At 55.2% G+C, this 12,571-nt stretch carries 7 protein-coding genes; 6 read left to right on the top strand and 1 reads right to left on the bottom strand.

All coding sequences use genetic code 11. The features are described from left to right. Nucleotides 1-108 precede the first annotated feature (108 nt). The 3 genes from ACCD07_RS07190 (at nucleotide 109) to ACCD07_RS07180 (ending at nucleotide 2,339) form a co-directional block, all read left to right on the top strand. Nucleotides 109-402 carry an H-NS family nucleoid-associated regulatory protein gene (locus tag ACCD07_RS07190; RefSeq protein WP_413446935.1) on the top strand — a complete coding sequence of 98 codons (294 nt, stop codon included), beginning with the start codon at nucleotides 109-111 and terminating at the stop codon, nucleotides 400-402. Nucleotides 403-671: 269 nt separating this feature from the next. After that, nucleotides 672-1,796, top strand: coding sequence for a hypothetical protein (locus ACCD07_RS07185; RefSeq protein ID WP_413446934.1), 1,125 nt, complete (start codon nucleotides 672-674; stop codon nucleotides 1,794-1,796). A gap of 447 nt (nucleotides 1,797-2,243) precedes the next feature. Then, nucleotides 2,244-2,339 (top strand): alpha/beta hydrolase fold domain-containing protein, encoded by a 96-nt coding sequence (locus ACCD07_RS07180; RefSeq protein WP_413446933.1) that lies wholly within the window; start codon nucleotides 2,244-2,246, stop codon nucleotides 2,337-2,339. A gap of 4 nt (nucleotides 2,340-2,343) precedes the next feature. On the opposite strand, the gene ACCD07_RS07175 is transcribed toward ACCD07_RS07180, so the two are convergent. Beyond that, a complete protein-coding gene (locus tag ACCD07_RS07175; protein WP_413446932.1) occupies nucleotides 2,344-2,685 on the bottom strand; it encodes a hypothetical protein in 342 nt (113 codons plus the stop codon). Nucleotides 2,686-4,458: 1,773 nt separating this feature from the next. Between ACCD07_RS07175 and ACCD07_RS07170 the strand changes: the two genes are divergently transcribed. The 3 genes from ACCD07_RS07170 to ACCD07_RS07160 all read left to right on the top strand — a co-directional run bounded on the left by ACCD07_RS07170 (nucleotide 4,459) and on the right by ACCD07_RS07160 (nucleotide 12,405). Continuing rightward, entirely contained in the window at nucleotides 4,459-5,196 is a 738-nt protein-coding gene (locus ACCD07_RS07170; protein WP_413446931.1) for a hypothetical protein, read from the top strand. Between the two features lie 169 nt (nucleotides 5,197-5,365). Further along, on the top strand, nucleotides 5,366-5,545 hold the full coding sequence (locus tag ACCD07_RS07165; protein WP_413446930.1) for a hypothetical protein: 180 nt from the start codon (nucleotides 5,366-5,368) through the stop codon (nucleotides 5,543-5,545). A 254-nt stretch (nucleotides 5,546-5,799) separates the two neighbouring features. Beyond that, nucleotides 5,800-12,405, top strand: coding sequence for a DUF3320 domain-containing protein (locus ACCD07_RS07160; protein WP_413446929.1), 6,606 nt, complete (start codon nucleotides 5,800-5,802; stop codon nucleotides 12,403-12,405). Nucleotides 12,406-12,571: the final 166 nt, after the last annotated feature.

Below are 12,571 nucleotides of genomic sequence, written 5' to 3'. Positions count from 1 at the left end.
GCTGTCGTAAAGGTGAATGTATGACGGTTGCCGCGGCGATTGGCTTTGGCCCTCTCGCATGTTACATTGGCTGAAAGCTCATCCCTAATTAACCCCCTAGGAACCCACGTGACAACTACATACGCAGAACTCAAAAAACAAATTGCTGAACTCGAGCAAGCCGCTAACGCTGCACGCAAAGCCGAAACGGCAGAAGCTATTTCGAAAATCCAATCGATCATGAACGACTATGGCCTGACCGTCGCTGACATCGATAGCAAAAAATCTAGGTCCGTCAAAAGCAGGACGACGGTTCCTGTGCAGTTTGTGAACCCTGAAACTAACGAAACCTGGACCGGCCGTGGTCGCGCACCGCGCTGGCTAGACGGTAAGGATCGTGAGCGGTACCGCATTAAATCGTAATTTGAGGATGTTGAACTGAGGGCCGCTAGATGTAACGCCGTACAACCCTGAGTTTGAGCGTCAAATGGAGGTGCAGAATTACTCGCAGCGGCTAGCACCGGTACGGCGATCAGTACTTTGTCTGGTGCTGCTCTCACTATTAAGGGCGAAACCCATACGGGCGGGATGCGCTGGCACCGTGCCGACGCATACGTTTGAACTATGACCGTATATCCTGCTAGTTTCGAGCGGTGCTACACTGGTCGCTATTCAGTTTTGGTGCGGTGAAAATGACAAAATCAGGCAAGATAATTTTGCGCGGAAAATATCGTGCAGCTATAGATCAATTCGTGAAATCGACACCTCTGCAGCGCATGCCTACCATCGATTTCAACGACGAGTTCGATGTCATGGTCAATACGGCGGCAAAAGCCTATTCTCGATATCTTGACGTCACTCAAGTGACCAACATCATCTTGGATACGATCTGCGACTTCGACTCGAGGAACGCCGACGAGGATGGCGCTCTTATTGGTGATCTAGCGGAACTTCAAAAAAAATTGGTAGATGACATTGTTGCTGCACTAGCTGCTTTCCCGCGAGATTATCGTGTCACCCTTCAGTTTTATCCTTCAAAGGATTGGCCCGACGCCCGATATGAACTAGGCGATAACGTTGCTTTGCTCTTTCAGTCCGGCCGTGGATTTCTCGAATTTGAATTGACAGGGTATGCTAATTCCACTTCGGACACGGGGGTGGCGCTCACCGCATATTCGAAAGCAAAAATTTTCGTTTTTCTTGCGCACAATTACTTGCCCTTTAATTCGCACATAGGACAGACAGGTCAATCCGCTGAGGCGCGCGATTGTGAAAACAATACTGTTATCAAAATGCGTGTGCCCGACCCATTGGCAAGATGTCTTAATGGTCTGAACCTAGATGCCCACATGAGAGCCAAGTTGCTCCAGCCTGCAGGCGATGCGGCAATCGAGGTGGCACTGGCCGATGGACTCCGATTCGTTAAGAATGTTTTCGCTCTGGAAGGGAAGACTGGATACGACGCCATCGCGGCAGCCATCGAGTGGTACGAGGACAGTCGATTCGCGTCTAACCAAACGGTGGCGTTATTGTCAGCATGCATTGGCCTGGAAGCCTTGCTGCGTGGTGAGGAGCAGGAGTCGGACCTAAGCAATCGATTAGCCGACCGCTACGCTTACATGCTAGGACGGAATCCGACCCAACGTAAAGAACTCTTTGGTGACTACAAGAGCGTCCTGACTTTGCGGGGGAAATTGGTACATTCTAAGCAGGCACGATTGAGCGAAGAAGATCGAGTGATCTTGCGGCGCTCACAAGGTATGCTCAAGGCGGTTATAAAACATGAACTTGCTGCGTTGTTGGAGCATCATGCGTAATCAATGAGCTAAGCTAGATTACGAACTTTGAAGGTAGTGCGGCTCTGGATACCATAGGGAGATTTTGAATTACCAAGAATTTCCTGATCGCCGCGGCCATTACCGCTACCACACTTTCCGCCATAGCTGCCACGCCGCCCAAGGCCGAGCCGCACATGCAGAAAGTACTCGACGCTCTGGCGTCCCTCGGCGGCAAGCCAATTGCAAACCGCCCACGCCTGCGGACGCGGTGAAAAAGGTGCTGACCGATATGGGGAAGAATACAGACCCCGAGCCTGGTGTTACTGTAAAGGACATGACGATCAAGGGCCCCAACGGCGACATTCCAATCCACGCCTACACTCCTGAAGGCGCCCGCCCGCTCCCGGTCATGGTCTACTACCATGGAGGTGGATTCGTGATGCCGACACCAAGACCTACAACGCTTCACCGCGCGCGCTGGCGAAGATGGCCAAAGCGATCATGGTGTCGGTCGATTACCATCGCGCCCCCGAGAGCAAATTCCCAGCAGCTCCCAATGATGCATACGCTGCCTATGAGTGACGGCTTAGCCTACCTGGACAAGAACGCGGTCACGCACGAACACAAGCGCATCGAAAAGGCACTGCCCATGACGGCTAGTGATCCGGAAGCCAGCAGGCGGTAGGCGCAGCGACCCGGTATCCCAGGTGCCGGTGTGCATCACCTCGCCAGTCGCGGATTCAACACGGACAACGCCATGGCGGTTCATGCTCCCTGTCTTCCAGGTCCAGCGCTCATCGACGTGGAAGCCAGCCTTGCGAGCGTCAGCACACAGCGCAATAATGCCGGAGACCGTGCTCGCGGCCTTGCGGAATACCTCATCGGAAGCGAACAGAGGAAGTTCGGTCAATTTCTGGCTGTGTTGCATTGAGGAGCCTTTCAGGGGGGCGGCAAGCCATTAATCAAGAGGGTACACATCCGGTATAGCGCGCCCAGCCGGGTATGAAGCCGCAGCCGGCTAACTCGAAAAGCAGGTAAAAAAAAGCCACGAATCGGGAGCACGATCCGCGGCATAACTTCAGGAGTTGTAGGCGCCTTATCAAACCCCTACATAAACGTATAGGACGTGCGACGGTAGGTGGCGGGGTTATTTCGACTTAAATATGAAAATATATCGGAAGAGTATAAGCCCCTTCGAAGACCCTTCAAAGCGCCTTCAAAGCAGTCGAAGGGCGGTTTTAGCATTCACGCCCTCCTATAGGGAACGCAAGCCGTTTAGAAGCGCCTTCCAAGGGGGTTCTAAAGCTCACGATCCGAATCGAAGAACTGCCATAATATAGAGATACATATTGTGAACACCAGATGAGACGCATGCCCCTTACAAGCCCCTTCGAATCCCCTTCGTAAGATAAAGATAAAAATAAAGATAGAGATACTCAATATTGAGCTACTCTTAAACCTAAGATATATTGAAGTTTGAGTATTACTCTCAGTATTGAGATTTCCTTTACGCGCGCGCGAGGCGGGCTCTTCTGGGTTGGGGCGCTTCTTGTCGATGGCGTGCTCAGTGCCTGTCCCACCAGGGCGGCCGGTGGCCGCGCTCATAGCAATGAGGACTCGTTCGCTGCCAGTTGGTCGTGTGGGCGGTTGCCGGGGACTGATCAAGCCGGGGTGTGCGGCGTCAGCCGCCTTGGTTGCGGAGGGCTCATAGATCGATGGGCCTGACTCTCACCTGCGTATGGTTAGCTTTGCCGGCAGTGTCGTAGCACTTGTCGGCGTTAGCGAACATCACCAGGTCGTCGTTACCCCTCAGACCCGCTTTCGTCAGCGTATCCAGCGCCGCCTTCTCGAGGTTGTTGATATTGCCACGGGGCCACGGCCTGCTTGGTTTCTTTGACCGCCGGCACGCGAACTAGAGGTCCACCGTCACCACGCTATCTCCCTACCGACGCACGTCAGCCAGCATCCTCTCCACGGCAACGGCAGTTGCGGCGCCAGTACACGTCACGGCCTGCGACCGCCCTGAACAGCTGGCCCCAACCGGGGCGAGCGGGATGATGATTTCCAATTCATCGAGGTCAACCACGCCGAGCTACCCAACCCTTGCTGGCCTTTGCGGCGCCAGAGCCGCATTTCCGACGCTTGGCGCCCTTATCGTAGTTGTCTCGGGGGGAGGCGCCATCTGCGGTGCTCGCGCGTGCTGTGGACCTGGATTTTGTAGGCATAGTTGCTCATGCTCCTAGACGCGTTGAAACGACGGCAGTTGACGGATGCGGTTCCTGATGCCGACGCCTTCAGCTTCGACTTAGCCGCGGCGGACACTGTACCCTGAGCGCCGGGTACCGATTTGTACTGAGAGCTCGTCGCGGTCGCTGGTGAGGTTATCGAGATGAGGACCGCCATCGAAGCGCGGGCCGGCGACGGGATTCGTCGCGAACAGGCGACCGAATCTTCGGGCAAGTCGAACAGAAGCTTCGTGACTACCTCCTGGAGTAATGACCGTCCTAACTCCCTTAGGCCACCGGCGTTGCTCGGTATGCTCATCCCCGATGTCCTCCGCAAAATCCCCCTCTGTTTTCTAGCACTTCTTTAAAAGTATCTGCCACCTCTCATCGCCCGTCCTATACCGGAGCAGGAAGGTCGTTTTGACTGACCGCCGGGGAGCACCGGCTGATACAAACAAAACATCAGGAGTTTCATCATGCGTTTCACCAAAATCGAACAGTCGTTCTGGTCCGACCGTACGGCCCGTATCATCGCTAAGACCGGCCCCCAGGGGTTCCAGACTTATCTGTACCTGAAGACTGGTCCGATGAGTAACTACATCGGCATGTACTATCTCAACGTCGCCCAGGCAGCGCTGGACCTGGCCACGCCAGAGCACGAGATCGCGGACTACGTGTCTAAGTTCGAGGCAGCTGGCCTGATGAAGTTCGACGCGACGCATGAAATTCTGTGGATCGTTTCCGCAGCTGAGGAACACATCGGTGAGCTTAAGGAAAAGGACCTGAAGGTGCCCATGGCACAGAAAGAGTTCAATTCCGTACCGAAGCAGTGCGCGCTGCGCTGGGAGTTCTACGCTCAGTATCAGGCCGCGCTGAAGCTTCAGGCTGAAATCAAGCTTGCCGCAGAGGTTAAGGCACCAGTAGATGTGGCGCCCGTGTCGAAATCCTCCCAGACTGATGAGACAATCCTGCGTTTTGAAGGCGCGGTGGAATTGCTGGTCATGCGCCGTGAGTCCAACCGTCAAGCGTTCTGCGAAAACGGTGACGAATTCGTTGCCCTTGACGCTCGCTCGTTGATGAAAGAGCACGGCTACAAAGCAGCCACGCAGATGGTACTCGACGCGCTCGTGAACAATGACCTTGAGCTTCATCACGCAATGGGGCGTATTGATGGAAAGTTCCGACTTGACGACTCTGATAGCCGCGACAGCTAAAAACCGTCCCCAAGGCTCGGGCAAACAACTCAAGGCAGCGGTCTAACAGTGTATCAACACTCAGATCACTTCCCTTTGCGAAAAGAGAGCGGGTGCTGGTCAGCGCTGTCTGTGGTATCCCCAACGTCCTCAAAAAAAGCGTGGAATCGACGGAGCGTTAAAGATAGAAGTGGCCCGCCTCAATTCCGCTTTCGACGGCGACCAAGCTTATTGGTACCTTCGATGGCAACTAAAGACGTTGGCTCCGCTGGCCAAGGAGATGGAAGCATCGGTCGCGGCGGGGCAACGCGGCGATGGTTACGATGGTCTCGGCGGTGGTGTTGTCGAAGGTGGCGATTATACCTTCTGATTTGACCGTTGAACAAACCCTTCGGCCCGTCTTTGACCTGGTTTGGTAGTCGGCTGGAATGGAGTGCTCGGCAAATTACAACGATGCTGCGAACTGGGCTCCGCGACAACTCAAGCCGCAGTTGTGATAATTGGTGATTAATTGTCGATATGAAATGTGGTATGGTCAGTTGCCGCCAAGGTCGTCCTCAGCACCCAATTATTCGATGACGAAGACCGAGGATAGAGACAGCGTCGATGTCATTGGGAGAAACTGTGGAGCAATCCGAAGAGCAATCAACCGCCAAGGAAGCGGGAGTTATCGAACATTCGATTCGTGTTTCCAACGCAACCAAACTGAATTTGGCCGACTTTCAGAACTCCGTGCCGCTACTGCGGGAGCTCTGTATCGTCAATGACAGTGACCGCGACTTCTCGAACATTCAATTACGCCTGGAGTCCATCCCTCCGTTCCTGAAGTCCAAGACCTGGTCAATAGATGCCTGCGCTGCAAAGGCGCGCTATGAAATTAGGGACTGTGACGTGCAACTTGATGGCGCGCTTCTTGGCAGACTCACAGAAGCCGAAACTGCCACCGTCATTTTCACGTTTGTAGCGAATGCGGGCGCGCTCGAGGAAGTCGTCCTTGCGACGGTCGAACGCAAAGTCGAACTTCTGCCGCGCAATCAGTGGGGCGGTCTTTCTCATTTGCCCGACTTGGTCGCGGCGTTCGTCCAGCCAAATGAGCTAGCAGTTGACCGGTTACTTAAGCAAACCGCAGAGGTGTTGCGCAAAGCCGGTAAGAGTGCCGCCATCGACGGATATGCCGGCGGTGCTAAGCGCGCCTGGGAGCTTACCTCTGCGCTTTGGAGCGCAGTCGCTGGACTTGGGTTGGACTATGCGCTTCCTCCTGCGAGCTTCGAGCACAAAGGTCAAAAGGTTCGTAGCCCGGCTCAGGTTCTTGACGCGCGTATCGGGACATGTCTTGACCTGACACTCATGTTCTGTGCGGCACTCGAGCAAGCCGGCCTCAATTCCATCGTCGTATTCACCAAGGGGCACGCCTTCGCTGGCGTATGGTTGCGTCAAGAAGAATTTTCGTCGGTCGTTGTCGATGACGTCACCGCAATTCGAAAGCGCGTCAAGCTCAAGGAGTTGGTGCTGTTCGAAACCACGCTGATTACCCAGCGGCCGGCTCCGTCCTTCACCTATGCAACCGAGAACGCTGCGTCCAGAATATCTGAGGAAAAAGAAGAGGAATTTGAGCTCGTCGTCGATATCAAACGTGCTCGCATGCAACGCATCAAACCCCTGGCAAGTCTTGATAGTCAGGCGGCCGCGCCGTCTCCCGCGACCGCAGAAGAAATTCTGGAAGCTACTTTCGACGAAGCCCCTGAGCTTCCAGACGGCGACGTTGCGGAACCTGACGCGGCCACATTGGACCCGAAGGACCGGCTCGCGCGATGGCAGCGCAAGCTACTTGACCTCTCCTTACGCAATAACCTGCTTAACTTCCGAGGCGGAAAAAAGTCCCTGCGACTCGACGCCCCCGAGCCTGGAACGCTTGAAGATATTCTATCGGACGGCAGCCCTATTAAGCTGCTGGCGCGACCGGACCTCATGGATGGCGCAGACCCGCGCGACCAGGCGATTTACGAACAGCGCTCCCGTGAAGATGTCCGCCGTGAGCATGCGCTTGATGCCCTCAAACGCCGCGAAGTGTTCGTCAGCGTTGACGAAAAGGAGTTGGAAACACGCCTGGTCGACCTGTACCGTACCGCCAGAACAACGATGCAAGAAGGAGGGGCCAACACACTCTTCCTGGCGCTTGGTTTCTTGACTTGGACGCGTGACGACAAGGCAGGTCAAAAGTACAAAGCTCCGCTCATTTTGATTCCGGTGTCACTGCACCGCAAGAGCGCACGGTCCGGCTTTACTGTGTCCTTGCACGAGGACGAGCCGCGATTCAATCCGACGCTCATAGAAATGCTACGCCAAGATTTCAGGCTGAACTTAGGCGTAATCGATGGCGAATTGCCCCGTGACGATGCTGGCTTGGACGTTGCACTAATTTGGAAAACCGTATCGCATGCGGTCCGTGATATCAAGGGATGGGAGGTGTCGGAAGAAGTTGTTCTGGCCATGTTCTCCTTTGCCAAGTACCTGATGTGGGTGGACTTGACCCAGCGCACTGACCAGTTGCGGGAAAACGCGGTGGTCAAACACCTCATTGATACCCCGAGGGACCCGTATCCCTCCACCATTCCATTCCCTGAGCCCAAGCGGCTGGACGTAGACTTCGCCCCAGAAAAAACGTTTTGTCCACTGCCAGCGGACTCGTCGCAACTGTCCGCAGTCATGGCCGCCGTTAAGGGAAAGGACTTCGTTCTGGTAGGGCCGCCAGGGACAGGTAAGAGCCAGACTATCTCTAACCTCATTGCGCAGTGTCTGGCTGAAGGAAAGCGCGTCCTTTTCGTCTCTGAAAAAATTGCAGCCCTAGACGTTGTATACCGCCGCCTTCGAGAAGTTGGTTTGGGTGAGTTCTGTCTGGAACTTCATTCAAGCAAGGCACGTAAGTTGGACGTCTTGAGTCAGCTGCAAAGGGCATGGGAAGCCCAAGGGGATATCGACCCTGACGAATGGCGCGCCCAAGCAGATAAGCTCAAGCGATATCGCGACGACTTGAACCAATACGTGGAGAAGCTTCACCAGAAGCACCGCAATGGGCTGACAATTTATCGAGCTATCGGACAGGTCGTGGATGGTGAGGATGTGGTCAACCTTGGATTTTCATGGAGTAGTTCGGCCTTCCATGATGCAAGTCAGCTCGATGCGATGCGTGAGGTTGTGGACCGCCTTGGCGTCAACGCTATAGCTGTCGGCGCTGACCAGCTGATGGCAGGTCCATTGAAGCAAATCGGATGTTCGGATTGGACGCCCTCATGGCAGCAATCTCTCATTGGCGCGGCCCGCGACGTCATTCCCGCGGCAGAGCGCATCCAGCATTCCGCGGCTGCATTTCAGCGGGCTGCTGGACTTCCGGACCTCGGCTCAAGTCGGCGCGCACGCATTGCGCTGGCGTCGTTGGCACACAGCCTGCCGGCCGCCGCAGGTCACGATTGGGGATTCATTTTCCGTAGTGACTCCCGAGACGTACTCGCCCGGCTTCAACAAGGTCTTGACCTTGTCGTCCAACATCGTACGCTTAACCAAGGAATTGCCCAACCATGGGCAGATGCCACTCTTGCGCGATGCAAGAAGGGTTTGGCGGTACTTGCTGAATACGAAAATTTCCGGGTTGGGCTCGCCCGTCCTTGGTCATTGGATGTCGTCGAGGAGCTGGGGAAGGGCCTGCGACTTCTCGAAGCAATTTCGGAAAATTACAGTCTTCTGTCAGTGAAATATGGCGAGCAGACGGAACAACTAAATGTCCATCAACTCCAGCGAGAATGGGCGCAGGCGGAGCAAAGCGTCTGGCCGCTATCTTGGATGCGAAAACGCAAAGTGTCCAAGGTTCTTGAGGCCACCGTAACGGGTGAAGGTCAGCCTCAGGTGGGCAGCGACCTTGCTCGATTGGTCACCATCCATGACCTCAAAGTTGAGGTTAACAAGCTTGAAATCGGGCCCGCCACTGAGGGTATATGGATGGGGCTGAAGACTCGGCCGGAATTCGCCATCGCCGCTTTGAGATTTCAGACTGTCTTGGCAGCTGCATGGAGGCGCGATAGTTGGGTTGATGAAGGTTTCGATGCTATCGCGAACGGACGATGTGGCCCTCGGTTGGCAGATGATTTGTCCCGAGTCAGAACACTGCGAAGCCTGGACACTGAGATTGCGAGCATGACCTCGCTGTCGAGCGAATCCGATAGTCTTTGGGCCGGCCACGACACGCGCGCCGATTTCTTGACAGCTGCAATGCGGTTCGCTATAGCCTTTAAGGCTGTCCAAGAGCGTGGAATCATTCAGGACCGACATGACGAGGTGGCCGCAGGAGACTGCGGTCCTACTCTGGCAGCAACCTATCTGGCGTTGCGTCATCGAGATGTACTTGAGGAAAAGCTCAGAGGCTTTGAAGACCTTGGTTCTCTCACAGGCGCAACGTGGGCCGGCCTGGACACAACACAGGAACGTATTGCGAAGGTTAATGACTTCCGCAATCACATGGTGGCGGCCGTTGCAAACCTAGCAGAAACGCCCGAGTCTACATCTGCCCTGTATCAGGTTTTACAGCGATTGGTCGTGGATGGGAACGCCATGCTAGAGGTCGCCGGCCCAGTAACAGTCGCCGGAATTCAATATGTAGAGGCGAACTCGGCGATGAGACCAGTGCTCGACAAGCTTATCTCCATTGGCGCTTTTGGCGATGAGGGTACTTCTGAAGTCAACGAGGCGCCGCTTCCGGACCTCATCTCGCATTGCAAAGCAATTGTGATGGCTGAGAACCGATTGCACGCTTGGTGCGCTTGGCGCAAGGTGCGTGCGGAAGCGTTGAGTATTGGCTTGCACTCCTTGGTTATGGCGATAGAGTGTGGCAGCGTCGGCCCCAGAGACTCCGTGCGCGCCTTTGAAACGAACTATAGTCGATGGTGGCTGAACGCGGTCGTCGATAATGAGCCAGTTATTCGAGGTTTCGTCTCAGCAGAACATGAAAAACGTATCGGAGACTTCCGCGCGCTCGATGAGCGATTTACGGAACTTACGCGTGCCTGGGTAAGGGCTACGATGTGTGCAGACCTTCCCAAAGCGGACACTGTCACGCGCAATTCCGAGTGGGGTATCTTGCGCCATGAGATGAGCAAGAAAAAACAGCACATGCCGCTGCGTGAGCTCATGAAGAACATTCCTACAGCGTTAACCAAGCTTACGCCCTGCCTTCTGATGAGCCCCCTTTCAATTGCTCAGTATCTCTCTGCTGATGTCAAGCCATTCGACGTCGTTGTGTTTGACGAGGCCTCCCAAATTCCCGTTTGGGATGCGATTGGCGCAATCGCTCGAGGTAAGCAAGTGGTAATGGTTGGTGACCCTAAACAACTTCCGCCCACCTCCTTCTTTGACCGTGCCGAATCTGCGTTGGACGACGAGGATGTCGAGACCGACCTCGAGAGCATCCTCGATGAGTGTATGGGGGCGAGCCTACCCACCATGCATCTGGCATGGCACTATCGTAGTCGCCATGAATCGCTTATCGCGTTTTCCAACCACCATTACTATGGCGGTGGCTTGATTACATTCCCATCCCCAGTCACTGATGACCGCGCCGTCAGCTTCCACCATATCAAGGGAGTCTACGAGAAAGGCGGTGCGCGCATCAACAAACCGGAGGCAAAGGCCCTGGTAGAGGACGTCGTCACCAGACTGAAGTCGCCCAACTTCCGGGAATCCAAGCTCACCATCGGCATAGTGACCTTCAACACGGAGCAGATGAATCTCATTGAGGATTTACTTGACGAAGAGCGGCGTCGGGACCCCTCACTCGAGCCATACTTCTCGGAGTTGGAATTGGAGCCGTTGTTCGTCAAGAATCTTGAGTCGGTTCAAGGGGATGAGCGCGACATCATGTATTTCTCCATCACCTATGGCCCAGACCATGGAGGTGCGGTTTCGATGAATTTTGGGCCAATGAACCGCGACGGTGGCGAGCGTCGGCTAAACGTTGCTATCACGCGAGCACGGCATGAACTGCGAGTGTTCTCGAGTTTGAAAGCTGAACAGCTCGACTTGTCACGCACCCAAGCTGCTGGCGTGCGGGACTTGAAGCATTTCATGGAATTTGCGGAACGCGGACCACGCGCTTTGGCTGAAGCGACAAAGGGGAGCCTTGGGGGATTCGAGAGTCCTTTTGAGGAAGCAGTCGCTGCAGCATTGTCCTCAAAGGGGTGGCGGGTTGAAACCCAGATTGGAGCGTCGTCGTTCCGCGTTGACCTGGGAATAGTTCATCCAGACGCGCCAGGCACATACCTGTGTGGTGTTGAGTGTGATGGTGCTACGTATCACCGGTCGGCAACGGCCCGCGACCGGGACTTGCTCAGGGAGCAGGTTCTTCGCGGCCTCGGATGGGAGATTCTGCGCATTTGGTCTACAGACTGGTGGATTGACCGAATTGGAACGCTCGAGAGAGTGCAGCAAGCATTGGAAAATTTGCTTGAGCACAGTCGCGCCGCGCGTGCCCTATGTCAGGAAAGTGAAGAAGCAAGTTGTGCGGCCGACGCTGCAATCGTTAAGACGCAGAATGAAGCAGCGGCTCCCACCAAGGTTAGAGAAGGGGCAGCACCGCCGTCTGCTAAGAATGACCACCAGGTGGCCGGAAACACTGCCATTACCGAGCCGGCCGACTTCGAAGCCGCGTATGCCGAGAACGCAGCAGGCCGAGTCAATGGAGATGACACAGTGTTCGTCGTGGCAGACCCCAGCGCTGCGGTCGCCTCAATAAATTCGGATGATTTTTTCGAGGCCCGGTATGACGACAACCTCCGAATGATGATTGAGCATGTGGTATCTATCGAGGGACCAGTCCTTGATTCCGTCCTCGCCCGTCGAATCGCTCGGGTCCATGGATGGCAGCGTACGGGTGCTCGGATTCAAGAGAGGGTTTCCAGTGTGGCGCGCTCATTCTTGACTTCCACGGATGAGGACATTGGCACATTCTTTTGGGCCCAAGGGCGAGGTCCCGATGTGCTCGTTGTCTTCCGCGGTGGCTCCGGAGATGGACGAACTGTCGATGAAATTTGCATGGCCGAGCTGAGGTCGCTGGCAGAAAAAGTAAGTACGGAGGGAAAGACCGGGGATAGCGCCATCCTGGCGATGGCGCATGAATTGGGACTACAACGCGTAAGAGCGGTCACTCGGGCAAGGTTTGAAAGAGCTTTGTCAGCCGCACGATAGAAGCCGTCAGACGAGCGCATGAGTAACTTCGTACACCGTGGCGCACTGTCATGCGGCCATGTGGTCAGAACATCGCACGGCAGTGGTTTGCACGGTCACAACCCACTCGGCAGGGCCTGCAAATCTCCGTCCGCCGCAGCCAGACCTGCCATTTCCTATTTGGCGC

This window comes from Duganella sp. Dugasp56 (assembly GCF_047304105.1).
Taxonomy (GTDB): domain Bacteria; phylum Pseudomonadota; class Gammaproteobacteria; order Burkholderiales; family Burkholderiaceae_D; genus Rugamonas; species Rugamonas hordei.
Note: the sequence above shows the minus strand (reverse complement) of the source record. Positions and strands in the feature narration are given on the sequence as shown.